Origin of the sequence: Nonomuraea sp. NPDC050478, from assembly GCF_044458265.1 — a bacterium.
Lineage (GTDB): Bacteria > Actinomycetota > Actinomycetes > Streptosporangiales > Streptosporangiaceae > Nonomuraea > Nonomuraea ferruginea.
The window spans coordinates 750,516-774,993 of sequence record NZ_JBITHT010000003.1; the positions used below are offsets into that span (position 1 = coordinate 750,516).

Genomic DNA, 24,478 nt, shown 5'->3' on the forward strand with positions numbered 1-24,478 from the left:
CTTTCCGACGCTACCGCCCCGGAGGGCCGGTCAGCTGCTCGGGGGCGTGACCGTAACGTGATCCTTGCCATCAAACCGGCCCAGGCCGGGAGCCGTCTCAGGGGCATGAGGAGAGCACAGATGATCGCCGCGCTGGTGACGGGGTGCGCGGCCCTGCTGGTGACCGGCTGCGCCGGCGGCGGCGGGTCGGCGGCCGACTCCGCGGCCGCCCCGGCCTACGCGACCGGCGAGGCCTCCGTCATGGCCTCGGAGGCTCCGGCCAGGGCCGAAGCCCAGAAGCAGGATTCCGGCGGGCGCAACCCCGCCTCCGGGGTGGAGGTCACCCGGCAGGACCGGCAGGTCATCTACACCGGCCGGATGACGGTGCGGGTCAAGGACGTGACGGCGGCCGCCCAGCAGGCCAAGGACGCCGTCACCGGGGCGGGCGGCCATCTGGCCAAGGAGGAGAGCCGATCGTCCGAGCGGGCGAGCGCGTCGGCGGAGCTGGAGTTCAAGATCCCGCCCGCCCGTTACCCGGACGTGCTGAACCGGCTCGGGCGGGACCTGGGCGAGCGGCTGTCGCTGAACCAGGAGACGGAGGACGTCACGGTCCAGGTGGCCGACGTGGAGAGCAGGGTGAAGTCGGCCGAGCGGGCGCTCGAGTCGCTGCGCACGCTGCTCACCAAGGCGGACACGATCGGCCAGGTGCTGGACGTGGAGCGCGAGATCGCCACCCGCGCGGCCGACCTGGAGTCGCTGCAGGCCCAGCGCAAGAGCCTGGCCGAGCAGACCGCCATGGCCACGCTCACGCTGCGGCTGGTGGGCCCGGCCGCGGCGGTGGCGCTGCCGGCCGACGAGCCCGCGGGGTTCCTCGGCGGCCTGCGCGCGGGCTGGGACTCTCTCGTGGACTTCCTGATGGTGCTGGTCACGGCGCTCGGGGCGGCCCTGCCGTGGCTGGCGGTGATCACCCCGCCGGTCGTGCTCGCGCTGGTGATGGTACGGCGGCGGCGACGTCGCAGGACACCCGCGCCGGACCCGTCGGCGGCCTGACCCGCTCAGAACTCGTGGACCAGGTCCGTGAGCCGCTTGAGCTGGTCGGGGTCGACGGACGGCAGCACGCCGTGGCCGAGGTTGAACACGTGGCCCTCGGCCGCCGCGCCGCGCCGCAGCACCTCGCGGGCCTTGCGCTCGACGACCTCCCACGGGGCCAGCAGGACGGCCGGGTCGAGGTTGCCCTGCAGCGCCTTGCCCGGCCCGACCCGGCGGGCCGCCTCGTCGAGCGGCACCCTCCAGTCGACGCCGACCACGTCGGCCCCCGCCTCGCCGAGCAGCCCCAGCAGCTCGCCGGTGCCGACGCCGAAGTGGATGCGCGGCACGCCGAGGCCGGCCAGGCCCTCGAAGATGCGGCGGGTGTGGGGCAGCACGAACTCGCGGTAGTCGTCGGCCGCCACCGCGCCCACCCAGGAGTCGAACAGCTGGACGGCGGAGGCGCCGGCCCGGATCTGGATGCGCAGGTGTTCGAGGACGATGCCGGCCAGCCGGTCCATCAGGTCGTGCCACAGCTCGGGCTCGCCGTACATCATGGCCTTGGTGCGGTCGTGGTTCTTGGACGGCCCGCCCTCGATCAGGTAGGAGCCGAGCGTGAACGGGGCGCCGGCGAAGCCGATCAGCGGCGTGCCGCCCAGCTCGCCGGTGAGCGCCTCGATCGCCTCGGTGACGTACGGCACGTCGCCGGGCTCCAGCGGGCGCAGCGCGCCGAGCCCGGCCCGGTCGCGGATCGGGTCGGCGACGACCGGGCCGACGCCCGGCTTGATGTCGAGGTCGATGCCGATGGCCTTGAGCGGCACCACGATGTCGCTGAAGAAGATGGCCGCGTCGACGCCGTAGCGGCGGACCGGCTGCATGGTGATCTCGACGATCAGGTCGGGCGTGGCGCAGGCGGTGAGCATGGGCACGCCCTCGCGCACCTTGAGGTATTCGGGCAGCGAACGCCCGGCCTGGCGCATGTACCAGACAGGGGTGTGCGGGACCTCCTGGCGGCGGCAGGCGCGCAGGAAGGCGGAGTCGTCGAGGTTCACCCTTCAAGGGTGCCATGACGGGGTGGCGGTCCCGCCATCGGCGCGTTGTGCGGAAAATCCCGCCGGTTCACCCCCGATTCATGATCAGATGTGGGGGTGGACGTTTCAACGCCGGCCCGCGGGGTCGAGGTCGCCCCTCGGGACGGCCGGATGCCGGTCTCGGGTGGGCCAATTATCGGCAAAGGCACCGCGCGGCATCGATTCGGCATCCACTTTCGGGACACGCCGAGCGCGTTGCGCGGAAATGTCAGTCGCTCGTGCCACCGTCGGAGCCACGACCCGAAGAAAGGCCCCGGTTCATGACAGCGTTGTGGAGTTCCGCGGAGTGCCGCAGCGAGCACTGCGCGTCCTGTGCCGGCGAGCGGCCGTTCGAGCAGCCGGGCTGCGCCGACGGGCACGAGCCGGGCGAGTGCCCGGAGTGGGCCTGCGTCTCGTGCGGCCACGCGATCCTCCTCGGTTCGGCTCAGACCGCCCGCCCGGTCCGCCTGCTGGCGACGGTGTGACCACGCAAGATGAGCACCCCCGTGGTCCCCTTCCGTCCCGCTCCGGCCTACTCTTCGACTATGACCCTCGGTGACGGGCCGTCGGCTCCCGCGGCGTTCCTCCGCGCGGTCGAGAGCCTGCGTCCGGCCGAGGTCAGGCCGGAGATCGAGCTGGAGGAGCTGCCCGCGCCGCAGCGCCTGGCCCCCCACTCGGCGGCCATCGGCGCCTCGGTCTACCGCGACGACGACGAGCTGGCGGTCGGCCGGCTGATCCTGCTCTACGACCCCGACGGCCAGCGCGGCTGGGACGGGCCGTTCCGGCTGGTGGCCTACGTGCGGGCCGACATGGAGCCGGAGATCACCTCCGACCCGATGCTCGGGCCGGTCGCGTGGAGCTGGCTGACCGAAGCGCTCGACGCTCACCACGCCGACTACTCCGCCGCCGGCGGTACCGTGACAAGAGCGGTGTCCGAGGGTTTCGGCAACAAGGCCGACGATCCGGTCACCACCGAGCTCGAGCTGCGGGCGTCCTGGTCCCCCGCGCAGGAGGATCTGTCCGGACATGTCGCCGCCTGGTGCGACCTCATGTGCGTGGCTGCCGGGATCCCGCCGCTTCCCCCTGACGTGGCCGCCATGCCCCGCAGACCCGAAGATCCGGAGAGTGACCGAACGACGTGAGGGCACCAGACAACACAGCACCGGTGTCACGAGGGCGGTGACCTCATGACCGAAGAGAGAACCGTCGTCCCGCTCCTGGAGCCGCGCGACGGCATCCCGCCGATCGTGGCCGACGACGCCGCCTACTCCCGCACCGTCGAGGCGTTCGCCTCCGGCTCCGGGCCGGTGGCCGTCGACGCCGAGCGCGCCTCCGGCTACCGCTACGGCAACCGCGCCTACCTCGTGCAGCTGCGCCGCGAGGGCGCCGGCACCGCGCTGATCGACCCGGTCTCCTGCCCCGACCTGTCGGGGCTCGACGCGGCCGTCGCCGAGACGGAGATCGTGCTGCACGCCGCGTCCCAGGATCTGCCGTGCCTGCTGGAGCTGGGCTTCCGGCCGCGCTACATCTTCGACACCGAGCTGGCGGGCCGGCTGCTCGGCTACGAGCGGGTGGGGCTCGGCACGATGGTGGAGACCGTGCTGGGCCTGCGGCTGGAGAAGGGGCATTCGGCCGCCGACTGGTCGACCAGGCCGCTGCCCGAGGCGTGGCTGCGCTACGCCGCGCTCGACGTGGAGGTGCTGGTGGAGCTCCGTGACGCGCTCCACCGCGAGCTGGCGGAGGCCGGCAAGCTGGAGTGGGCGCGCGAGGAGTTCGAGGCGGTGCTCAACACGCCGCCGCCGATGCCGCGGGCCGACCCGTGGCGGCGTACGTCGGGCATCCACAAGGTGCGCAACGTGCGCGCCCTGGCCATCGTGCGCGAGCTGTGGACCATGCGCGACCGGATCGCCAGCGAGAACGACCTGGCCCCCGGCCGGGTGCTGCCCGACGCCGCGATCGTGACGGCCGCGCTGGAGGTCCCCCGCACCAAGAAGGCGCTCACCGAGATCACCGCCTTCACCGGGCGCAGCGCCCGCCGCCACATGAACGACTGGCTGGCCGCCGTGGCCAGGGCGCGCAACCTGCCCGACAGCCAGCTCCCGCAGCCGAGCACGCCCGGCGACGGGCCGCCGCCGGCCAACCGCTGGCCCGACCGCGACCCGGCCGCCGCCAAGCGGCTCGCGGCGGCGCGCGCCGTGGTGGCCGCGCTGGCCGAGGAGCACCGCATGCCCACGGAGAACCTGCTGCAGCCCGACGCGGTGCGCAGGCTCACGTGGGAGCCGCCCGAGGACATCACCGACGAGAGCGTCGCCGCCCGCCTGCGCAAGCTCGGCGCCCGCGAGTGGCAGCTCTCACTCACCGCCCACCCGATCGCGAAGGCGCTGGCCAGGCTGGAGTCCGCGAGCGAGGGCTGAGCGGCTCTTGACGCCTCAGGCGGCTCCGCCGTACGGTTCGGGAAAGCGCTTTCCCTGAAAGGATCCCCATGAGCGTGCGCACCATCGGCGTCGTCATGAACGGCGTCACCGGACGGATGGGCTACCGGCAGCATCTGGTCCGCTCCGTTTTGGCGATCAACGAACAGGGCGGTGTGACGCTCTCCGACGGCAGCAGGGTCACCCTCAGGCCGGTGCTCGTCGGCAGGAACGCCGACAAGCTCGCCCGGATCGCGGCCGCCCACGGCATCCCCGACCACACCACCGACCTCGACGCCGCGCTGGCCGACGACGGCAACCTGATCTACTTCGACGCCCAGGTCACCTCGGCCCGGGTCAAGGCCGTGCTCAAGGCCATCGACGCGGGCAAGCACATCTACGCCGAGAAGCCCACCGCCGAGTCGGTGCAGGAGGCGGTCGCGCTGGCGGAGGCCGCCGCGGCCAAGGGCGTCAAGAACGGCGTGGTGCAGGACAAGCTGTTCCTGCCGGGCCTGCTGAAGCTCAAGCGCCTGGTCGACGGCGGCTTCTTCGGCCGGATCCTGTCGGTGCGCGGCGAGTTCGGCTACTGGGTGTTCGAGGGCGACTGGCAGGAGGCGCAGCGCCCCTCGTGGAACTACCGGTCGGAGGACGGCGGCGGCATCGTGCTCGACATGTTCCCGCACTGGCACTACGTGATGGAGAACCTCTTCGGCCGGGTCACCTCGGTGTACGCGCACGCCGCCACGCACATCCCCGAGCGGGTGGACGAGCGGGGCGACCGCTACGCGGCCACGGCCGATGACGCCGCCTACGGGATCTTCGAGCTGGAGGGCGGCGTCGTCGCGCAGATCAACTCCTCCTGGACGGTCCGCGTCAACCGGGACGAGCTGGTGGAGTTCCAGGTGGACGGCACCCACGGCAGCGCCGTCGCGGGCCTGCGCGACTGCCGGGCGCAGCATCGCGCCGCCACTCCCAAGCCGGTGTGGAACCCCGACCTGCCGGTGACCGCCCGCTTCCGCGACGACTGGCAGACGGTGCCGGACAACGCCGAGTTCGACAACGGCTTCAAGATCCAGTGGGAGCTGTACGTCCGCCACGTCATGGAGGACGCGCCGTTCCCGTACGACTTCGCGTCGGGCGCGCGCGGCGTGCAGCTGGCCGAGCTGGGCCTGCGCTCGTCGGCGGAGGGCCGCAGGATCGAGGTGCCGCAGCTGTGAGGATCGACCTGCCCGGCGGCCCCTACACGCTGAGCGAGCCGGTGACCTGGCCGGCCGGCGGCGGCCCCGCCGCCGGCCGCGTGGTGTACGCGGCCGCGCACGTGGTGGCCGACCCGCTCGGCGACAACACCCCCGGCGCGCCCGCCGCCGTCGACTGGGAAGCCACGCTGCGCTTCCGCCGCCATCTGTGGTCGTACGGGCTTCGGGTGGCCGACGCGATGGACACCGCGCAGCGCAACATGGGCCTGGACTGGGCCGCCACCCGTGAGCTGATCAGGCGCAGCGCCGCCGAGGCGGCCACGCTCGGCGACCCGGCGGAGCTGGTCGCGTGCGGCGCCGGGACCGATCACGCGCCCGGCGCGGACGACCTGGACGCCATCGTCGCCGCCTACGCCGAACAGGTGGAGACCGTCCAGGAGACCGGCGCCGGAGTGATCGTCATGGCGTCGCGGCAGCTCGCCCGGGTGGCGGCCGGCCCGAAGGACTACCACCGGGTGTACGGGAAGCTGTTCGGGCTGGCGGACCGGCCGGTGATCCTGCACTGGCTGGGCGAGATGTTCGACCCCCAGCTGGCCGGCTACTGGGGATCGCGCGACGTCGCGGCGGCCACGGAGTCGTTCCTGGAGCTGGTCCACGCGCACGCCGCGATGGTGGACGGCGTGAAGGTGTCGCTGCTGGACGAGGAGCACGAGGTGCGGCTGCGCGCCGCGGTGCCCGCGGGCGTCAGGCTCTACACCGGCGACGACTTCAACTATCCGTCGCTGATCAGGACGGGCTCGCACGCGCTGCTGGGCATCTTCGACGCGATCGCCCCGGCCGCCGCCGCGGCGCTGCGGGCGCTGGACGCCGCCGAGGCCGCGCCCGCCGGGCCGGACAGGGACCGGCTGCTGGCCTCGTACGAGGAGATCCTGGCGCCGACGGTGCCGTTGTCACGCAAGATCTTCGAGACGCCGACGTTCCACTACAAGACCGGGATCGTGTTCCTGGCGTGGCTGAACGGGCACCAGGACGCGTTCGCGATGGTGAACGGCGCGCAGTCGGCCCGGTCGCTGCCGCATCTGGCGGAGGTGTTCCGGCTGGCCGACCGGGCGGGGCTGCTGGCCGACCAGGAGCTCGCGGTGCGCCGGATGCGGGCGCTGCTGGAGGTGAGCGGGCTGTGAGCCTGTCGCTGAACCAGTGGACGACACGGCGGTGGTCGCTGCCCGAGGCGGTCGACGGCTGCGTCAGGCACGGGCTGGAGGCCGTCGGCCTGTGGCGGGAGAAGGTGGCCGAGACGGGGCTCGCGCGCAGCGCCAAGCTGGTGCGCGAGGCCGGGCTGCGGGTCTCGTCGCTCTGCCGGGGCGGCTTCCTGACGGCGGGCGGGCTGCCCGGCGAGGAGGGCCGGCGGGCGTTCGCGCAGGCGCTGGAGGACAACCGGCGGGCCGTCGACGAGGCCGCCGAGCTGGGCGCGGCCTGCCTGGTGATGGTGGTCGGCGGGCTGCCGGGGGTGCGGCCGGGCGAGCCGCTGCCGGCCGGGTTCTCGCGCGATGTGGCGGGGGCGCGGGAGCGGGTGGCCGAGGCCCTCGCCTCGCTGGCCCCGTACGCGGGAGAGCGCGGGGTGAAGCTGGCCCTGGAGCCGCTGCACCCGGTCTACTGCCCGGACCGGGCCGTGCTCTCCACGCTCGGGCAGGCGCTCGACCTGGCGCTGCCGTACCCGGAGGAGCAGGTCGGCGTGGTGGTCGACACCTTCCACGTGTGGTGGGACCCGGCGCTCCACGAGCAGATCGCCAGGGCGGGCCGGCGGATCGCCTCCTACCAGGTGTGCGACTACCTGCACCCGCTGCCGGCGGACGTGCTGCTGGGCCGGGGCATGATGGGCGACGGGGTGATCGACTTCCCGCCGATCACCCGGGCGGTGGCCGCCGCCGGCTACGCCGGCGACGTCGAGGTGGAGATCTTCAACGCCGACGTCTGGGCGGCGGACCCGGACGAGGTGGTGGCCACGATGAAGGAGCGCTACGCGGGCGTGGTGACCGTGCCGGCGGCGCCGTTCACCGTGACCTGAGCGCCCGACGCGATGCGGTGGGTGGCGTCGGGGACGCCGACGACGGCGGGGATGCCGTACTCCCGCGCCACCACCGCGCCGTGCGACATGGCGCCGCCCATCTCCATGACGAGGCCGCCCGCGGTGAGGAACAGCGGCGTCCAGCCGGGGTCGGTGGACGGGCAGACCAGGATCTCGCCGGGCTCCAGCTGGGCGCCGACCGGGTCGAGCACCACCCGCGCCGTCCCCGTGACGGTGCCCGACGAGGCGGGGGTGCCGGTGATCGCCCCCTCCGGCGCCGCGCCGGCCATCGCCGCCTCGGGCTCGGTGCCGTCCGACAGCATGACCCGCGGCACGTGCCTGCGGCGGCGCTCCCGCTCGTGGACGGCCCGGCGGGCGGCGACGGTCTCCCGCACGTCACCGCCCTTCCCGGCCACCGCCGCCTCCAGCTCGGCGAAGTCCAGGAAGAACACGTCCTGCGCCGAGTCCAGCACGCCCTCGCCCACCAGGTGGCCGCCCACCTCCAGCAGGCTCGCCCGTACGCCCGCGATGGCCTTGACCGCGTAGAACTTGGGCAGCTCGCGGAGCCCGGCGAACTGCCGGGCGCGGCCCAGGGCGAACCGCACGACAGCGGCGCGGAGCCGGCCGCGGCGGCGCGCGGCGGCCACGGCCTCGTCCACCGCCCGCCGGGCGGCCACCTCGCCCCTGGCGAACAGCGCGGCCGGGGCGTGGTCGGCGTCCGCGTCCATGCGCAGGTAGTTGGCCAGCGCGCCGAGGATGTGGCCCGGCTCCTCCGACCAGCGGGGCACGCCGATGTCGATCTCGGCGACGCCGCGGTGCCCGTACAGGCCGAGGAACGCGGTGATCTCGCGCTGGGCGACGGGAGGCAGCGTGCCGGCGCGGTAGCGGCGGACCAGCTCGGCGACCGGCTCGCGCCGGAACACCTCCGGCTCGATGCGCGTGGCGAGCCGCCACAGCTCCAGGTCCATCTCGGTGGTGGGGTTGTTCGGGACGCTGCGCAGCACCTCCTGCATCTCGCCCAGCGGCGTCCCGGACAGCCTGGCGGCCAGCGCGTACAGCCCGTATCCGGTGAGCGCCGTCGGCATGATCGAGACGATCGCGGGGAAGGCGCCGCCGAGCATCCGCTGGGCGTGCCGCAGCCGGTCGGCGGGCGTGGCCGTCTCGGGCAGCCGCAGGTGCCCGTCGAGGTCCTCGCCCAGCTTGCGGGTGTACGCGAGCGCGCGTTCCGGGCGGGTGAGCGCCCGCAGCACCTTGGCGGGGACCCGCAGGCGGCGGCCGAAGTGGGCGGCGGCCCGCAGGAGCGGCCGGCGCGAGGTGTGCGTCACCGGCAGCCGGGGGTCGGCGGCCAGCTCGCGCACCAGCGCCACGGTGCGGGCCTCGCCCACCTGCATGACCCGGGGCAGGATCACCCGTCCCGCGCGGCTGCGCAGCGGGGTGGTGATGTCGATCCAGAGCCGCTCCCCCGCCGAGACCAGGACCGGCGGCCCTTCGCGCGGGTCGGCGGGCGGGCGCCCGAACGCGCCGGCGGCGCCGGAGGCGAGCAGCTTGATCGTCGCCTGCCCCAGCGGCGTTAGGGGGCCCATGACGCCCTGCGCGACGTTGAACGAGAAGTACACCCGCAGGCCGTCCCGGGGCTCGGGCAGTGGGTACAGGGTGGTGATCGGCCTGGCCTGGGTCAGCCACAGCCCGCCGTCGGCGCCGATGGCCCACTCGGTGTCCTGCGGGGCGCCGTAGTGCTCCTCGACCCTGGCGCCCAGCGCGGCCAGCTCCCGCACCTGCTCGTCGGTGAGGCAGAACCCGTCGCGCGGCGGCGTGTCGAGCCGCTCGGTGCCGCCGCCCGGCAGCGCCCGGACGAGCAGCCGCTTGTCGCCCGCGCGGCGCTCGCGGATCTCGCCGGTGCGGGCGTCGGCGACGAACCGGTCGGGGTTGACCGCGCCCGACACGACGGCCTCGCCGAGACCGGGGGCGGCGTCGATGACCGCCTCGTGCCGCCTGCCTGTCACCGGGTTGGCGGTGAACATCACGCCGGCCACCCGGGCGTCCACCATCTCCTGCACCACGACGGCCAGGCTGACGCCGGCGTGATCGACGCCGTTGGCCTCGCGGTAGGCGACGGCCCTGTCGGTCCAGAGCGAGGCCCAGCAGCGGCGCACCGCGTCGAGCACCGCCTCGGCGCCCGTCACGTTGAGGTAGGTGTCCTGCTGGCCGGCGAAGCTGGCGTGCGGCAGGTCCTCGGCCGTGGCCGACGACCGCACCGCCACCGCCGCGCCCGCCGGCAGCTTCTCGTACGCGACGGCGACGGCCCGCGCGATGTCCGGCGGGACGGGGGTGGCGAGCAGCCGTTCCCTGGCCTTCTCCGCCAGCCCGTCACCGCCGGCGGCGATCAGCCCGTCCAGGCCCGCCTCGGCGGCGACCCGCCGGTAGGCGTCGGTGGTCACCACCCAGCCCGGCGGCACCGGCAGGCCCGCCCCGATCAGCTCGCCGAGGTTGGCGGCCTTCCCGCCGGCTTCCGCCAGCATCCCGCCGTGCACCTGGGAAAGGTCAAGCACCATCGGGCCTCCCGCCCCTCGTGGTCCCTGAACACGAGTCTTCCCCTAGTGGGCGAGAAATTCAACACTTGATGAACATTCAGATCGGCAGCGGCACTCCGTCCAGGTCCCACGCCGGGTCCACCGGGATGCCGAGCTGGGCCAGCGCCGTCGGGCCCACGTCCACCGGCCGCGGCCCGGCCAGCGGCACGCCGCCCAGGTCGGCGCCCAGCCGGGCGGCGATGACGAACACCGTCCGCTCCTCGTCCGAGGCGCCGCCGTGGCCGCCCTCGTCGACGTGGCCGTGGTCGGTGGTCACCAGAACCGTCCACCGCTCCCCCGCGTACGAGGGCCGGGCGCGGATCGCGTCGAGGAAGCCGCCCAGGGCGGTGTCCTGGGTCATGAGCGCGGCGGTGTACTCGGGGCAGAACGGCCCCAGCTCGTGCGCCACCTCGTCGGTGTCGCCCAGGTAGACGAACGACAGGTCGGGGCCGGCCTCCGCCAGGTGACACCCGGCCTCGGCGGTGACCTGCTTGTCGGCGCCGGCGAAGGTGAGCGCGTAGCCGTCGAGGACGAGCCGGTGGCCGATGGTCCGGCCGAAGGCGCCGTGCTCGTCGAGGGCCGCCCAGGAGAAGAACGCCGCCGTCGTCAGGTCGGGGCGCGCGGCCTGTGCCCGCGACAAGAAGTCCGGATATTTCGTGAACTGTGCTCCGGCGAACCCGTTGTCCACCACGCCATGCTTGTCCGGCCACACCCCGCTGGCGATCGACGACCAGCCAGGCCCGGAGTCGGTCCGCGCCCTGATCACGCGTTCCCCGGGCGGAGCCGGCTCCGCCGGCGGCTCGGGGACGACCTCGCCGGGCGACTCGGTCCGCGGCGCGTCCTCCTCCCCGTACGGGAGCAGGCTCGTGCCGTACGCGCCCGCGGACATCAGCGACGTCAGGACCGGCGGGCGCAGCGCGCGCAGCCGGTCGAAGCGCAGGCCGTCCATGCCGACGACGAGCACCTTGTTTCTCAGCTGGGACATTCCCCCATCTAAGCGCCCCCGTCTGGATGATTGATTCCAAGGGGTGTGGGATCAGTCATCCAGCAGCGGTCAGAACCGGCCCGACCGCCGAAGCTCGGCCGGCCGCCCGTCCGGGTCCACCGCGAACCGGTAGAGGGGCATGGCCAGCGCCTTCTGCAGCCTCGACAGGGTGGGCTCCGGGTGCGGGCGCAGCCGGCCCGGCGGGCGCGGCCCTTCCTCGCCGCCCCGGTGCCACTCCTCCAGCCGGGACGCGGCCCGCGCGAACGCCGCGAAGGCGGCGGCCGGATCGCACAGCTTGTCCTGCTCGCCGCCGGGTAGGTCCAGGTGCTCGGCCATGAGGGTCAGCCGCAGGTCGCGGGCGAAGCGCAGCGCGCCGTACGGCGGACGCGGGTCCTCCCGCTCGTCCAGCACCGCGCAGCTCAGCTCCGAGTCGTACGTCCACGAGCGCAGGTTGACGTTGTCGGAGCCGACCGTGGCCCACACGTCGTCCACCACGCAGGCCTTGGCGTGCACGTAGATCGGCGTGCCCCGGTGGTTCTCCAGGTCGTAGACGGCGACCCGGTCGCCGCCGGCGGCGCGCAGCCGGGCCAGGGCGTCCGCGCGGCCGATCAGGCTGGCGGGGCCGGCCAGCAGGCCGTCCTGGTCGGGATGGCGCGGCACGACGACGATCATGCGCAGGCCGGGCTCGCGCTCCAGCGCCTCCGCGAACGGCTCGATGACGTCGGTGGACCACAGGTACTGGTCCTCCAGATAGACGATGGAGCGGGCGCGGGCCAGCACCTTGCGGTAGGCGCGGGCGATGCTGCGCTCGCCGTCCGGCGCGAACGGATAGCGGTCGTGCCGCGCCGGATAGGTACGCAATAACTGCACCGCGTGCCGCCCGGCCGGCGGCGGAGGCGGACCCGGCTTCGGCAGCGGCGGGGCGTCGTCCAGCCGGCCGATGTGGTCGCGCAGCCGGCGCAGCGGGTCGCGGGTCTCGGGGGCGGGGTCCTCCCAGCGTTCACAGAAGACCGCCTCCACCTCGGCGACGGCCGGTCCGTGGATGGCGACCTGGACGTCGTGCCAGGGCGGGCGGTGGCCGTACACGGCGGGCATGGGGCAGCTCTGCGGGTCGCCCAGATGGTCCGCGTCGTCGCGGCGGCTGTGGCACAGGTCGATGCCGCCGACGAAGGCGACGTCCCTGGCAGGGTCGCCGTCGTGGCGCAGGATGACGAACTTCTGGTGATGCGCGCCGCCCGGCTTGGTCCGCGTGTCCAGCAGGGCCTGGCCGCCGGAGTCCTCGATCTCCCTGCCGAGGCGGCGGTTCTCGGCCGAGCTGAAACGCAGCAGGTCCATATGGGAGCGCCAGATGAGGCCACGTACGAGGGCGCCGCGCCGCGCGGCCGCGGCCATCGCCTCGCCCACGGTCGGGCCATCGGGGGTCAGGCGCTCGTCGGGGTCGCCGCGCCAGTCGGCGAACAGCAGCAGGTCGTCCTCGCCGAGCCGCTCGACGCAGGCCCGCAGCTCGGCGAAATAGGTCGCTCCGTGGACGAGCGGGCGTACGTCGTTGCCGGTCGTCCACGGGCCGAGCCTGGTCGCCCCGTTGCCGCGTTCCTCCTCGGTCAGGAACCAGTCCTCGATCCGCATCCCGTACCGGTTACCCCGTACGGGGGCGGTGATGTGCGTCTGCGCGGCTGTCTCCTTGTCGTCCCTGGTCAACCCGCGTGAACGTCGACCCGCGCGCACTCCTCGACCAGGCGCTCGACTGCCACCCGCGTCCCGGTACGCCAGCCCTGCTGCCCCTTCAGGCAGGTCGGCGAGCACCTTCGCCGGCTCCCAGGCAGGGCTCGCCGGCCCTCAGCGCGGCTGGGGCGACGTCGCCGGTATCAGCCGCGGACGTCGACGGCTCGTGGCACACACAGGTGCCGCGCGAAGAGGCGGTCGACAGCGCCCGCCGCCGCGATGGGGTTACCCGCTTCGATGGCATCGATGATCTCCTCGTGCATGCCCGCCATCACCTTCCGCCCGATGACTCGAAGGTCATTCGCGTTGGCGTGGATGTCTTGTCCGAGTATCTGGTGCGTCACGTCGGCGAAGAAGGATATCCCACACCCCTTGGAATCAATCGTCTAGACGCCGAACCGCCGCACCCACGCGGCGGCCCCCGGCAGGATCTCCTCCACCGGCGCGACCTGCGGATACCAGGTGCGCTCCCACTCCAGCGACACCCAGCCGCGGTATCCGGCCGCGCGGAGCAGCTCGCCCGCCTCGTCCAGCGGCACGGAACCGGTCCCCATCGGCACCGGGGTGGTGTCGGCGGCCGACACCGCGTCCTTGACCTGGACGTAGGCCAGGCTCGGGCCGAGCGCGGCGAGCGTGGCGGCCGGGGACTCGCCGTGGCGCCACGGGTGGAGCAGGTCCCAGAGCGCGCCGGCCGTCGCGGGGGTGCCGGCCTCGGCCAGCAGGGCGGCCACCGCGGCCCCGGTGGCCATCTTGTCGTGGGTCTCCACCAGCACCCGCACGCCCAGCGCCGCCGCCGTACCGGAGACCGCCTTGAGCCGGCGCGCGCCCAGCGCGGGATCGTCGCCGCGCGGGAACACCCGCACCGCCGGCGCGCCCAGGTCGGCGGCCAGCTCCAGGTCGGCGCGGAGCGCCCCGATCACCGCCTCGTCGTCCGCCGGCTCGCAGACGCCGACGTAGCCGGCGAGCGCGGCGATCTCCAGCCCGGCGTCCTCGACGCGCCGCCGCACCGACAGCCGCTCCGGGCCGCCGAGCCCCGCGTGCACGCCGGTGTCGGGATGCAGCCGCAGCTCCAGCCCCGCGCAGCCGGCCCGCAGGCCGGTCTCGATCGCCTCGTCCAGGCCGGCGCCCGGCATACCCAGGGTGCTGAAGGCCAGTCGCATCAGGTGGGTTCTCCCGTCACCGCAGGTCTCGGACGCTCTCGCGGAGCACGACCTCGCCGGCCACCCGCTCCACGACCACGCCCTCGTCGGTCGTCAGCGCCAGCTCCAGCGCCCGCGCGCCCATGTCCTTCAGCGGCAGCCGGACCGTCGTCAGCGCGGGCACCTGGTCACGCAGCGTGGCGATGTCGTCGAAACCGGCCACCGACACGTCCTGCGGAACCCGGATGCCGTGCTCCCGGTAGGCGGCGAGCGCGCCCACGGCCATCACGTCGTTGACGGCGAACACGCAGGTCGCGTCGCCGGTGCGCCGGGCCGCCGCGTAACCGCCGTCGCGGTCGAACGGGCCGTGCAGGACGAGCGGCTCCGGCAGCCCCAGCTCCCGCAGGGCCGAGGTGAACCCGGCGCACCGGTCGGCGGCGGTCATGAGGTGGGGCGGCCCGGCGAGCACGGCGAAGCGGGTGTGGCCGAGCCCGGCCAGCGCGCGGGCCAGGGCGGCGGAGCCTTCCCGGTTGGCGGGCGCGACGGTGTTCACGCCCAGCAGGTCCTGGCCGACGCAGGCCACCCGCCCGCCGCTCGCGCGGTAGGCGGCGAGCTCGGCGGCCAAACGGCCGGTGACCTCGGGGTCGGCCATGCGGGACCCGGCCAGCAGCACGGCGCGGACCCGCTGCGCGTGCAGGGTGGACACGTACGCGATCTCCTGCTCGGGGTCGCGGTGGGTGGTGCCGACCATCACCAGCAGGCCCTCACCGGCGGCGGCCCGCATGGCGCCGTCGGCCAGGGCCGCGAAGTACGGGTCGGTCAGGTCATGCACCACGATGCCGATGACGTTGCTCGCGCCGCGGGCGAGCGTCTGGGCGGCGATGTTGGCGCGGTAGCCCAGTTCGTCGGCGGCGCGCTCGACGCGCGCCCGCAGCGTGGCGCCCACCTGGCGGGTGCTGCCGTTGAGCACCCGCGAGGCGGTCGCGAGCGAGACGCCCGCCTGCTTGGCGACGTCTTCCAGCGTGACCAAGAGACCCTCCAGGAAAACGGTTTCCAGTATGCCGGAAAACAAGCGTCCGGAACCGCATCCTTACACGTCTCAGCCCCAGGGGAACAGGATGTCCAGCAGGCCTCGCCTGGTCTCCTCCGGCTGCGGCATGTCGGTGACGGGATCACTGGTCGGCGCGCTCGACTCGGTGTCCTCCGTCCGGTCCGGCTCGGGCCGGGCACTGACCTTGGCCTCGTTCATCTCGTTGACCGGCGCGCGGGTGGCCCTGCTCGACGGCTCCGGGTCCGGCTCGGCGGCACGGGTCCGCGTGCGGGTGGGCTCGGGCTCGGGCTCCGGTTCGGCCGAGGCCGTCCGGGTCGGGCGGACCCTGGTCTGCGCCGTGGGCGCGGTGGTGGGGGTCTCGGAGACCTCGGGCTCGGGAGTGGCCGTATCGGTCGCCTCCTCGATGGGGACGTCCGTCTCCGCCTCCTCGTCGGCGGAGGGCGAGCTGAGGTCGCTGACGGAGGCGCACCGCCCGCCCGCGCAGGGGTCGTCGGAGGAGGTGCTGGTGAGCATCCAGCCGCCGCCCACGCCGAGCACCACCACGGCCGCGGCGGCGGCCAGCAGCAGCCTGGTGCGGCGCCGCACCTCGCCGTCGCCGTTGTCGTAGTCCTTGCCGTAGTCCTTGCCGTGGTCGTCGCCGTCGCCGGAGGAGCCGGTCCAGCCGGAGCCGAGGAACCCGCGCTTGGGCTCCTCCTCGGGCTCCTCGTAGCCCCGGTCGAGGGGCAGGTAACCGGCCCCATCCGGGTCGTCGGCGGGCCTGCGCGGGTCGCTCGGCTCGTCTCCCGCGTACTCGCCGGCCGCGCTCTCGGCGAAGGCGTCGGTGTACACCGGACCCTGGGAGTCGGGGTAGCCGTCGATGTAGGAGGCACCCTGGTCGTCGGTGTAACCGCCGCTCACGGCGTACGGGCCGCTTTCGGCGTACGAGGTGCCCTCGGCGTACTGGGTGCCCTCGGCATACGGGCCGCTCTCGGCGTACGGGGCGTCGAGGTAGGAGGGCTCGTCCTTGGCCGGGTACGGGTCGCCGGCGGGGGTGTCGTCCGGGGGCAGGATGTACGTCTCGTTGCCCGAGACCTGGATGGCGGGCTGCTCGTCGGTGTCATCCGTGCTCCAGCGCGGAGACAGGACATCGCCGGTCAGGTCCGGGTTCACCGGCCTGCCCTGCCCGTCGTCGTATGGCCTGTCGTTGTCGTCGCGCGCCACGCTGAACCTCTTCTAGTGCGAATACGGAGTGCAACCTTTCATAACAGATTTAACCAACATCTGTCCGGATATTTCACTCGTTTCCCGAAGACTACTCACAGTCACATCGGCCCCTGCCGTGACTCGACGTCCCACCATCGGAGACGCCGGAGGGCCTTCAGCGGATCCCGGCGAGGAGGGCGTCGAGCGCGGACCTGACCCGCTCGGGCGTCACACCCTCGCGCAGCCGGTGCGCCAGCAGCGGCGCGGCGAACGGCGCCAGCAGCGCGTCGGCCAGCGGGGCGGCGTCGGCGCCGGGCGCCGCCTGCGCGACCAGCATCGCCAGGTGGGCGTGGTGGGCCTGGTAGGCGCCGCCGAAGCGGGCCAGCGGCGCGGCCGTCTCGGCCATCAGCAGCAGGTCGAGCTGCTCGACCGTACGCTCCAGCAGGGCGTGCAGGAACGCGCGGATACGCTCGCGCGGCTCCGCCCCCGGCCCGAGCGGCGGCGGCCCTCCGACGAAGGCCGCCTGGAACTCGCGCTCCCGCTCGTCGATGAGCGCGTAGGCGAGCCCGGAGCGGTCGCCGAAGCGGCGGTAGAGCGTGCCGACGCCGACCCCTGCCGCGGCGGCGACCTCCGCCATCGCCAGGCCCTCCACCCCCTGCTCGGCGACGATGCCGGCGGCGGCGGCGAGGATCTTCGCCCGGTTGCGGGCGGCGTCGCTGCGCTCGCTTCTCACGGCGTCCATCCTTCCACCCGAGACAAACGGAATAGATTCCGGTTACTATCTCAAGCGGAATCCATTCCGCTTCATTGGAGGAATCATGGGACGCAAGGTCGCGCTGGTCACCGGAGGCAGCAGGGGGATCGGCGCCGCCATCGCCCGCCGGCTCGCCGCCGACGGGTTCGACGTGGCGATCACGTACGCCGCCGAGGCCGGCCGGGCGGCGGCCGTGGCCGCGGAGGCCGAGGCGCTGGGGCGGCGTGCCCTGGCGATCAGGGCCAGGGCCGAGGACGCGGGCGAGGTGGTGGCGGCGGTCGAGCGCACGGTGGCCACCCTGGGCCGGCTCGACGTGGTGGTCGGCAACGCCGGCATCGCCCCGTACGGGCCACTGGAGGATGTCACGCTTGAGGAGGTGGACCGTGTGCTCGCGGTGCACGCCCGCGCGTCGTTCGTGCTGGCCCAGGCCGCGGCGCGGCACCTGCCTGACGGCGGGCGGATCATCATGATCGGCAGCAGCCTGGCCGAGCGCGTCCCGTACCCGGACTGGACGCTGTACGCGATGAGCAAGTCCGCGCTCGTCGGCCTCACCAAAGGGCTGGCCCGCGACCTCGGCTCCCGCGGCATCACCGCCAACCTGGTCCATCCCGGCTCCACCGACACCGAGATGAACCCGGCCGACGGGCCGGGCGCCGACGAGGAACGCTCGTACACCGCGCTGGGCCGCTACTGCTCACCGGAGGACATCGCCGCGACCGTGGCCCACCTGGCCGGCGAGGGCGGCCGCAACATCACCGGCGCCGCCATCCCCGTGGACGCCGGCGTCACAACCTGACGACACCCCGACGCTTCAGACTCGCCCAGACGCCCGCGCCACGAGCAGCTCACTTGCGAGCGGCCGACACCCCCAACGTTCCCAACTCACACAGACGGGAGGTCACGACCTGACAGAGACCACCGACCCTTCCAACACACAGACGGGAGGTCACGACCTGACGCCTTCCAACTCACGCGGACGGGAGGTCACGACCTGACGGGGACCACCGACCTCACGCGGACGCCCGCGTCGCGAGTTGACGGCACCCGCTCGCTTGGACGCGGGCGGGACCGTTGACGATTCCGCCTCGCTTGGGCGCGGATTCGGGAGTCGGGTGGATCGGTGACTCCAGCTTGCCGAAACCGGGACGTCACGGAGCGTTGTCCCGCATCATGACCACCATGCTCACGAGCGAGATCGCGCCCCCTCCCGGCGCCGTGGCCGTGGCGGCGCTGCGGGCGCGGGTCCGGGACGCGCGGCGCCGCGCCCGTGTGGCGCTGGCCGCCGCACTCCTGTTCCCGGCCGCCACGCAGGTGCTCGCCGAGCGGGCGGACGGCGCGTGGGCGGCGCCGCTCGCCCTGCTCTCGCTGGCGTCCTTCGCCGGCGCGCTGGCCGCCCTGGCCGTCACGCAGGTGGTGTGGGGGTCGCGGGCGCGCGCCGCCCGGCGCCGGGAGCGGGAGCTGTACGCGGTGCCGCCACCCCCACCGCTGCTGCCGGTGGGCAGGCTGGTCATGGCGTGCGGGTGGGCGGTGGTGCTGCTGCTCGGCGGCACGCTGCCGGGCCTGTTCGGGGAGTCCCCGCTCGCCGCCGTCCTGGAGAGCGCGATGACGGCGCTCGGCTGGGCCGGGGCGGGAGCGGCGGTCTGCTTCGCCGCCTGGTGGGCCCGTGACCTCGCAGCGCGCGTCGCCCACCGGGGCACGCCTCCCAGCGACCCCTGGGACCCCGCCCGGCTCGCCGGGAACCTCCCCGGACCTCAGGCCCCCACGAGCGGGAGGACGCCCAGGCATCGAGCGGGTCCCCGCCTCGGGCGCGTGCGGACGGTGACGCGGAGAGCAGGGGTGATGGTGGCTGTGACCGGGGTGCTGGGGGTAAGGGGGAGGGTGTGGGACCTCGATCCGGTGGTGATCTGCGCCCTGGTCGCCGCGGGGGTCGCGTGCGCGGTAGTTACTGATGAGTAGCATAAGGGCGGAAGCTGTCCAGCAACGAGGAGCTGATCCGTGCCTTCCTCTCGTGACGTCGTGTTCGTCGACGGCGTGCGCACCCCTTTCGGCAGATCCGGGCCGAAGGGGCTGTATGCGGAGACCCGCGCTGACGACCTGGTCGTGCGCGTCATCCGCGAACTCATGCGGCGCAACCCCGCCCTGCCGCCCGAGCGGGTGGACGAGGTCGCCATCGCCGCCACCACCCAGATCGGCGACCAGGGCCTGACCATCGGCCGCTCGGCGGCGGTGCTGGCCGGGCTGCCGAAGTCCGTGCCCGGCTACGCGATCGACCGGATGTGCGCGGGCGCGATGACCGCGGTGACCACGGTCGCCGGCGGCATCGCCTTCGGCGCCTACGACGTGGCCATCGCGGGCGGCGTCGAGCACATGGGGCGCCACCCGATGGGCGAGGGCGTCGACCCGAACCCGCGGTTCCTGTCGGAGAAGCTGGTCGACCCGAGCGCCCTGGTCATGGGCATGACGGCGGAGAACCTGCACGACCGCCATCCCACGATCACCAAGGAGCGCGCCGACGCGTACGCGGTGCTGTCGCAGGAGAAGGTGGCCAAGGCGTACGCGGACGGCAAGATCCAGCCCGACCTGGTGCCGACCGCGGTGCGCACGGCGGAGAAGGGCTGGGGCCTGGCCACCCAGGACGAGGCGCCGCGGCCCGGCACCACCCTGGAGGCGCTGGGCACGCTGAAGACGCCGTTCCGCCCGCACGGCCACGTGACGGCCGGCAACTCCTCGGGCATCAACGACGGCGCGACCGGCTGCGTCGTGGCGGCCGCCGACGTCGCCGCGGAGCTCGGCCTGACGCCGAAGATGCGGCTCGTCTCGTACGCGTTCGCCGGTGTGGACCCGGAGGTCATGGGCGTCGGCCCGATCCCGTCCACGGAGCGCGCCCTCCGCCTGGCGAATCTCGAAATGTCGGATATTGGGCTGATCGAGATCAACGAGGCGTTCGCCGTCCAGGTCCTCGCCTTCCTGGAACACTTCGGCCTCGCCGACGACGACCCCCGGGTGAACCCGTACGGCGGCGCGATCGCGTTCGGCCACCCGCTGGCCTCCTCCGGCGTACGGCTGATGACGCAGCTCGCCCGCCAGTTCGGCGAGCGCCCCGACGTGCGCTACGGCATCACCACCATGTGCGTCGGCATGGGCATGGGCGGCACCGTGATCTGGGAGAACCTGGCATGAGCACTCTGGACACCTGGCGCGCGCTGCTGACCGAGCGGGCCACGGACGAGGTCGTCACCAAGGCCCTGGTCCGCGACGTGGAGCTGCCCGGCGGCGCGGGCACGTTGGCACTGATCACGCTCGACAACGGCTTCGACCACACCAAGCCCAACACGTTCGGCCCGCACGGCCTGTTCGCGCTCAACGGCGCGCTGTCGGAGATCGCCGAGCGGACCGACCTGGCGGCGGTGGGCGTCACCGGCAAGCCGTTCGTGTTCGGCGTCGGCGCCGACCTGAAGGGCGCGGCGGCGCTGACCACCCGTGAGGAGGCGCTGGCGATCGGCGCCCTGGGCCACCACGTGTTCCGCCGGCTGGGCGAGCTGGACGTCCCGTCGTTCGCGTTCGTCAACGGCGCGGCCATGGGCGGCGGCCTGGAGGTGGCGCTGCACTGCACCTACCGCACGATCTCCTCGGGCGTCCCGGCGGTGGCGCTGCCGGAGTGCTCGCTGGGCCTGGTGCCGGGCTGGGGCGGCACGCAGTTGCTCCCCCGCCTGACAGGCCCGGCGAACGCGATCAAGCTGATCGTGGAGAACCCGCTCGCGCAGAACCGCATGACCAGGGGCCGCGAGGCGTTCGAGCTGGGCGTCGCGGACGCGCTGTTCGAGCCGGCCGACTTCCTGGAGGAGTCGCTGCGCTGGGCGGCCCGCGTGCTCACCGGCGAGGTGACGGTCGAGCGCCCCGACCACACCGCCGCCGACTGGGACAAGGCGGTCTCCGACGCCCGTTTCCTGGTCGACATGAAGCTCCACGGCGCCGCTCCCGCGCCGTACCGGGCGCTCGACCTGATCGGGCTGGCCCGTACCGCCTCCCGCGACGAGGGCTTCGCCGCCGAGGACGAGGCGCTCGCCGACCTGCTGCTCAGCGACGAGCTGCGGGCCGGTCTCTACTCCTTCGACCTGGTGCAGCGCCGGGCCAGGCGGCCCGCGGGCGCGCCGGACGCGTCGCTGGCGCGCAAGGTCACCAAGGTCGGCGTCGTCGGCGCGGGCCTGATGGCCTCGCAGATGGCGCTGCTGTTCGCCCGCCGGCTGCAGGTCCCGGTCGTGCTGACGGACCTCGACCAGGCCAGGCTCGACAAGGGCGTCTCGTACGTGCACGCCGAGGTCGACAAGCTGGCCGGCAAGGGCCGCGTCTCGCCCGACCAGGCCAACCGGCTCAAGGCGCTGGTGACGGGCTCGCTGACCAAGGACGCCTTCGCCGACGCCGACTTCGTGATCGAGGCGGTCTTCGAGGACCTGGCGGTCAAGAAGCAGGTGTTCGCCGAGGTGGAGGCCGTGGTGCGGGCCGACTGCGTGCTGGCCACCAACACCTCCTCGCTGAGCGTCACCGCGATGGGCGAGGACCTGGCGCACCCGGAGCGGCTGGTCGGCTTCCACTTCTTCAACCCGGTCGCGGTCATGCCGCTGCTGGAGATCGTCAGGGGCGGCGCGACCGACGACGCCACGCTGGCCACCGCGTTCGCCGTCGGCAAGGCGCTGAAGAAGTCGTCGGTGCTGGTCAAGGACGCCCCGGCGTTCGTCGTCAACCGGCTGCTCACCCGGTTCATGGGCGAGGTCATCGGGGCCGTGGACGAGGGCACTCCGCTGGAGACGGCCGAGCACGCGCTGGACCGGCTCGGGCTGCCGATGACGCCGTTCGCGCTGCTGCAGCTCGTCGGCCCGGCGGTGGGCCTGCACGTGGCGGAGACGCTGCACGAGGCGTTCCCCGACCGGTTCGGGGTCTCGGCCAACCTGGCCAAGCTGGTCGCCGCCGGCAAGCCGGGCGTGTACCGGCCGGACTTCTCGCTGGACGAGGAGGCGGTCGCGCTGTTCGCGGGCGGCTCCGGCGTCGCGGACGGGCCGTCCACCGCCGATCAGGTACGCGTGCGCGTGCTGAGGGCGCTGGCCGGGGAGATCCGGATCATGCTGGACGAGGGCGTCGTGGCGGCGCCGCAGGACATCGACCTGTGCATGATCCTGGGCGCCGGCTGGCCGTTCCACCTGGGCGGCATCACGCCGTACCTGGACCGCGCCGGTCACTCGCCGTCACGGTTCCTGCCGCCGGGAGTCGCCTCGCTCCCCGCTTGACCTGCCTTTGGGGAGGCTCGCCCGGCGGGCCTCCCCTCCGGTCGTCACTCTCCGTCGTAGCCTCTGATGCCGTGTGCTACGAAGGGAAAAGATCATGATGAAGGCGTTCGGCGCGATCGCGCTGTGCGGGTCCCTCCTGACGGTCCCGGCCCCGGCGGTCGCGGCAAGCACTCCGGGAGCGGTCCTGCGGATCCTGGTCACGGTGAAGAACGGTCCCACGCGGACGGCCACGCTCACCTGCCGTCCGGCGGGCGGCACCCACCGGTCGGCGAGCGCGGCCTGCAAGCTGCTGGCGCGGGCCGGCGGCGATCCGGCCCGGCTGGTGGGCAGTTCGAAGGCCGCCTGCACGCGCGAGTTCCGGCCCGCCGCCGTGGTCGTGACGGGCCGGTGGCGTGGCGAGCCGATCTCGTTCGGCCGGATGTACTCGAACGCGTGCCTGATGAAGTCGGCAGGCGGGGCGCTCTTCACGCCCTGAGCCGCGGGTCTCGGCGGGGGCGGCTCCGGCCGCCCCTCACGACCGCCGGCCGGGCTCGGCCACCATGCTGTGGCGGTAGCCGTACGCGAAGTAGAGCACCGCGCCGATGACCATCCAGATGAGGAACCGGAGCCAGGTCTCGACCGGCAGGTTCAGCATCAGGTAGAGGCAGGCGAGCACCGACAGGATCGGCAGCAGCGGCACCAGCGGCGCCCTGAAGGCCCGCGGGAGGTCCGGACGGGTGCGCCGCAGGATGATCACACCGGCGGACACCACCACGAACGCGAAGAGCGTGCCGATGTTCACCAGCTCGGCCAGCGCGCTCAGGGAGATGAACCCGGCCAGCAGGGCGGCGACCACGCCGACGATCGCGGTGAGCAGCGCGGGCGTGCCGGTCCTCGGGTGGACCTTGGCCAGCGGGCGCGGCAGCAGCCCGTCGCGGCACATGGCGAACAGCACCCGGGTCTGCCCCAGCATGAGGATCATCACCACGGTGGTCAGGCCGGCGATCGCGCCGATGCTGATGAGCGCCGCCGCCCAGGGCTGCCCGACCGCGGTGAACGCGTCGGCCAGCGGCGCGGCGGTGCTCAGCTCGGTGTAGGGCTGCATGCCCACCACCACCAGCGAGACCGCCACGTACAGGAGCGTGCAGATCACCAGCGAGCCGAGGATGCCGCGCGGCAGGGCGCGCTGCGGCTCGATGGTCTCCTCCGCGGCGGTGGCCACGATGTCGAAGCCGATGAAGGCGAAGAACACGATGGCCGCGGCGGTGAAGATGCCCAGCACGCCGAAAGCCACCGGCGTGATGCCGAAGAGCACCTGGATGAGCGGCGCCTGCACGCCCTCCACCGCCGGGGTCGGCTGCGGCTCGGGGACGAACGGCGTGTAGTTGGCCATGGAGATGAAGAACAGCCCGGCCAGGATCACCAGCAGGACGACCGTGACCTTGATGATCACGATGACCAGGTTGACCCGGGACGACAGCTTGATGCCGGCGATCAGGACCGCGGTGAGGATGAGCACGACGGCCATCGCGGGCACGTCCACCACGGGGTCCTCGCCCGCGATCGACGGGGGCAGGTGCACGCCGGCCGAGGTGAGCAGCGCGCTGAAGTAGCCTGACCAGCCGACGGCGACCACGGCGGCTGCCAGCGCCATCTCCAGCAGCAGGTCCCAGCCGATGATCCAGGCGGGGAACTCGCCCAGCGTGGCGAAGGAGAAGGTGTAGGCCGATCCGGCCACGGGGATCGTGGAGGCGAACTCCGCGTAGCACAGCGCGGCCAGCCCGCACACCACCCCGGCCACCACGAACGAGATCGCCACCGCCGGCCCGGCCATCTCCCTGGCGACCTGACCGGTCAGCACAAAGATGCCGGTGCCGATGATCACACCGATGCCGAAGACCGTCAGGTCGACGGCGGTGAGACGCTTGCGGAGCCGGTGCTCGGGCGCCTCGGTGTCACGGATCGACTGCTCGACACTCTTCGTGCGAAAGATGTCCACGGTCGGTGATCCTTCCCGGGTCCGGGGCGATCATGCGAGGTGCGGAATCTCACGTGAGCGTAACCCGG

General features: G+C 73.5%; 22 protein-coding genes. 12 read left to right on the forward strand and 10 right to left on the reverse strand.

Going from position 1 to position 24,478, the window contains the following annotated elements:
* Positions 1-120 precede the first annotated feature (120 nt).
* Positions 121-1,029 (forward strand): DUF4349 domain-containing protein, encoded by a 909-nt coding sequence (locus ACIBF7_RS17835; RefSeq protein WP_397197594.1) that lies wholly within the window; start codon positions 121-123, stop codon positions 1,027-1,029.
* Between the two features lie 5 nt (positions 1,030-1,034).
* On the opposite strand, the gene hemE is transcribed toward ACIBF7_RS17835, so the two are convergent.
* Entirely contained in the window at positions 1,035-2,033 is a 999-nt protein-coding gene (gene hemE, locus ACIBF7_RS17840) for a uroporphyrinogen decarboxylase (RefSeq protein WP_271279336.1), read from the reverse strand.
* A gap of 323 nt (positions 2,034-2,356) precedes the next feature.
* Between hemE and ACIBF7_RS17845 the strand changes: the two genes are divergently transcribed.
* From ACIBF7_RS17845 to ACIBF7_RS17870, 6 genes are all read left to right on the forward strand, one after another.
* Positions 2,357-2,560, forward strand: a complete 204-nt coding sequence (locus tag ACIBF7_RS17845; protein WP_148030362.1) for a hypothetical protein — start codon at positions 2,357-2,359, stop codon at positions 2,558-2,560.
* 60 nt (positions 2,561-2,620) lie between these two features.
* Positions 2,621-3,217: a DUF3000 domain-containing protein gene (locus ACIBF7_RS17850; RefSeq protein ID WP_148030361.1), complete on the forward strand. Its 597-nt coding sequence runs from the start codon at positions 2,621-2,623 to the stop codon at positions 3,215-3,217.
* 45 nt (positions 3,218-3,262) lie between these two features.
* On the forward strand, positions 3,263-4,489 hold the full coding sequence (locus ACIBF7_RS17855; RefSeq protein ID WP_148030360.1) for a ribonuclease D: 1,227 nt from the start codon (positions 3,263-3,265) through the stop codon (positions 4,487-4,489).
* Positions 4,490-4,557: 68 nt separating this feature from the next.
* Positions 4,558-5,703 carry a Gfo/Idh/MocA family protein gene (locus tag ACIBF7_RS17860; protein WP_397197595.1) on the forward strand — a complete coding sequence of 382 codons (1,146 nt, stop codon included), beginning with the start codon at positions 4,558-4,560 and terminating at the stop codon, positions 5,701-5,703.
* The gene (locus tag ACIBF7_RS17865) at positions 5,700-6,863 is read left to right on the forward strand and encodes a dihydrodipicolinate synthase family protein (RefSeq protein WP_397197596.1); all 1,164 of its coding nucleotides are present in this window, start codon (positions 5,700-5,702) and stop codon (positions 6,861-6,863) included. Before ACIBF7_RS17860 ends, ACIBF7_RS17865 begins: the two co-directional genes overlap by 4 nt.
* Entirely contained in the window at positions 6,860-7,747 is an 888-nt protein-coding gene (locus ACIBF7_RS17870; protein ID WP_271279326.1) for a sugar phosphate isomerase/epimerase, read from the forward strand. The genes ACIBF7_RS17865 and ACIBF7_RS17870 overlap by 4 nt, the downstream gene beginning before the upstream one ends.
* On the opposite strand, the gene ACIBF7_RS17875 is transcribed toward ACIBF7_RS17870, so the two are convergent.
* The 8 genes from ACIBF7_RS17875 to ACIBF7_RS17910 all read right to left on the reverse strand — a co-directional run bounded on the left by ACIBF7_RS17875 (position 7,699) and on the right by ACIBF7_RS17910 (position 17,138).
* Positions 7,699-10,299, reverse strand: coding sequence for a PEP/pyruvate-binding domain-containing protein (locus tag ACIBF7_RS17875; RefSeq protein ID WP_397197597.1), 2,601 nt, complete (start codon positions 10,297-10,299; stop codon positions 7,699-7,701). The two genes, ACIBF7_RS17870 and ACIBF7_RS17875, sit on opposite strands and share 49 nt — an antisense overlap.
* Before the next feature lie 76 nt (positions 10,300-10,375).
* Positions 10,376-11,302 carry an alkaline phosphatase family protein gene (locus ACIBF7_RS17880; RefSeq protein WP_397197598.1) on the reverse strand — a complete coding sequence of 309 codons (927 nt, stop codon included), beginning with the start codon at positions 11,300-11,302 and terminating at the stop codon, positions 10,376-10,378.
* A 69-nt stretch (positions 11,303-11,371) separates the two neighbouring features.
* Positions 11,372-13,000, reverse strand: a complete 1,629-nt coding sequence (locus tag ACIBF7_RS17885; RefSeq protein WP_397197599.1) for a phospholipase D family protein — start codon at positions 12,998-13,000, stop codon at positions 11,372-11,374.
* Between the two features lie 167 nt (positions 13,001-13,167).
* Entirely contained in the window at positions 13,168-13,368 is a 201-nt protein-coding gene (locus tag ACIBF7_RS17890) for a hypothetical protein (RefSeq protein WP_397197600.1), read from the reverse strand.
* A 42-nt stretch (positions 13,369-13,410) separates the two neighbouring features.
* Complete coding sequence (locus ACIBF7_RS17895; protein ID WP_364229973.1) at positions 13,411-14,184, reverse strand: sugar phosphate isomerase/epimerase family protein; 774 nt, start codon at positions 14,182-14,184, stop codon at positions 13,411-13,413.
* A 16-nt stretch (positions 14,185-14,200) separates the two neighbouring features.
* Complete coding sequence (locus ACIBF7_RS17900; RefSeq protein WP_148030353.1) at positions 14,201-15,193, reverse strand: LacI family DNA-binding transcriptional regulator; 993 nt, start codon at positions 15,191-15,193, stop codon at positions 14,201-14,203.
* 69 nt (positions 15,194-15,262) lie between these two features.
* Entirely contained in the window at positions 15,263-16,414 is a 1,152-nt protein-coding gene (locus ACIBF7_RS17905) for a hypothetical protein (RefSeq protein WP_397197601.1), read from the reverse strand.
* Positions 16,415-16,571: 157 nt separating this feature from the next.
* Positions 16,572-17,138, reverse strand: a complete 567-nt coding sequence (locus ACIBF7_RS17910) for a TetR family transcriptional regulator (RefSeq protein ID WP_364229977.1) — start codon at positions 17,136-17,138, stop codon at positions 16,572-16,574.
* A 76-nt stretch (positions 17,139-17,214) separates the two neighbouring features.
* Here ACIBF7_RS17910 and ACIBF7_RS17915 point away from each other — a divergent pair, with 76 nt between their 5' ends.
* From ACIBF7_RS17915 to ACIBF7_RS17935, 5 genes are all read left to right on the forward strand, one after another.
* Positions 17,215-17,946, forward strand: a complete 732-nt coding sequence (locus tag ACIBF7_RS17915) for an SDR family NAD(P)-dependent oxidoreductase (protein ID WP_397197602.1) — start codon at positions 17,215-17,217, stop codon at positions 17,944-17,946.
* A 374-nt stretch (positions 17,947-18,320) separates the two neighbouring features.
* Positions 18,321-19,106 carry a hypothetical protein gene (locus tag ACIBF7_RS17920; protein ID WP_397197603.1) on the forward strand — a complete coding sequence of 262 codons (786 nt, stop codon included), beginning with the start codon at positions 18,321-18,323 and terminating at the stop codon, positions 19,104-19,106.
* A 39-nt stretch (positions 19,107-19,145) separates the two neighbouring features.
* A complete protein-coding gene (locus ACIBF7_RS17925) occupies positions 19,146-20,330 on the forward strand; it encodes a thiolase family protein (protein ID WP_219543167.1) in 1,185 nt (394 codons plus the stop codon).
* On the forward strand, positions 20,327-22,432 hold the full coding sequence (locus ACIBF7_RS17930; protein WP_397197604.1) for a 3-hydroxyacyl-CoA dehydrogenase NAD-binding domain-containing protein: 2,106 nt from the start codon (positions 20,327-20,329) through the stop codon (positions 22,430-22,432). The genes ACIBF7_RS17925 and ACIBF7_RS17930 overlap by 4 nt, the downstream gene beginning before the upstream one ends.
* A gap of 94 nt (positions 22,433-22,526) precedes the next feature.
* Positions 22,527-22,907 carry an SSI family serine proteinase inhibitor gene (locus ACIBF7_RS17935; protein WP_148030347.1) on the forward strand — a complete coding sequence of 127 codons (381 nt, stop codon included), beginning with the start codon at positions 22,527-22,529 and terminating at the stop codon, positions 22,905-22,907.
* Positions 22,908-22,943: 36 nt separating this feature from the next.
* Here the strand turns inward: ACIBF7_RS17935 and ACIBF7_RS17940 are convergent, their stop codons facing one another.
* A complete protein-coding gene (locus ACIBF7_RS17940) occupies positions 22,944-24,410 on the reverse strand; it encodes an amino acid permease (protein ID WP_397197605.1) in 1,467 nt (488 codons plus the stop codon).
* Positions 24,411-24,478: the final 68 nt, after the last annotated feature.

Excerpts from the sequence above, each read along its gene's own strand:
- ACIBF7_RS17835 (WP_397197594.1), top strand. The coding sequence starts at position 121 with ATGATCGCCGCGCTGGTGACGGGGTGCGCGGCCCTGCTGGTGACCGGC.
- ACIBF7_RS17845 (WP_148030362.1), top strand. The coding sequence starts at position 2,357 with ATGACAGCGTTGTGGAGTTCCGCGGAGTGCCGCAGCGAGCACTGCGCG.
- ACIBF7_RS17850 (WP_148030361.1), top strand. The coding sequence starts at position 2,621 with ATGACCCTCGGTGACGGGCCGTCGGCTCCCGCGGCGTTCCTCCGCGCG.
- ACIBF7_RS17855 (WP_148030360.1), top strand. The coding sequence starts at position 3,263 with ATGACCGAAGAGAGAACCGTCGTCCCGCTCCTGGAGCCGCGCGACGGC.
- ACIBF7_RS17860 (WP_397197595.1), top strand. The coding sequence starts at position 4,558 with ATGAGCGTGCGCACCATCGGCGTCGTCATGAACGGCGTCACCGGACGG.
- ACIBF7_RS17875 (WP_397197597.1), bottom strand. The coding sequence starts at position 10,299 with ATGGTGCTTGACCTTTCCCAGGTGCACGGCGGGATGCTGGCGGAAGCC.
- ACIBF7_RS17880 (WP_397197598.1), bottom strand. The coding sequence starts at position 11,302 with ATGTCCCAGCTGAGAAACAAGGTGCTCGTCGTCGGCATGGACGGCCTG.
- ACIBF7_RS17895 (WP_364229973.1), bottom strand. The coding sequence starts at position 14,184 with ATGCGACTGGCCTTCAGCACCCTGGGTATGCCGGGCGCCGGCCTGGAC.
- ACIBF7_RS17910 (WP_364229977.1), bottom strand. The coding sequence starts at position 17,138 with ATGGACGCCGTGAGAAGCGAGCGCAGCGACGCCGCCCGCAACCGGGCG.
- ACIBF7_RS17915 (WP_397197602.1), top strand. The coding sequence starts at position 17,215 with ATGGGACGCAAGGTCGCGCTGGTCACCGGAGGCAGCAGGGGGATCGGC.
- ACIBF7_RS17920 (WP_397197603.1), top strand. The coding sequence starts at position 18,321 with ATGACCACCATGCTCACGAGCGAGATCGCGCCCCCTCCCGGCGCCGTG.
- ACIBF7_RS17930 (WP_397197604.1), top strand. The coding sequence starts at position 20,327 with ATGAGCACTCTGGACACCTGGCGCGCGCTGCTGACCGAGCGGGCCACG.
- ACIBF7_RS17935 (WP_148030347.1), top strand. The coding sequence starts at position 22,527 with ATGATGAAGGCGTTCGGCGCGATCGCGCTGTGCGGGTCCCTCCTGACG.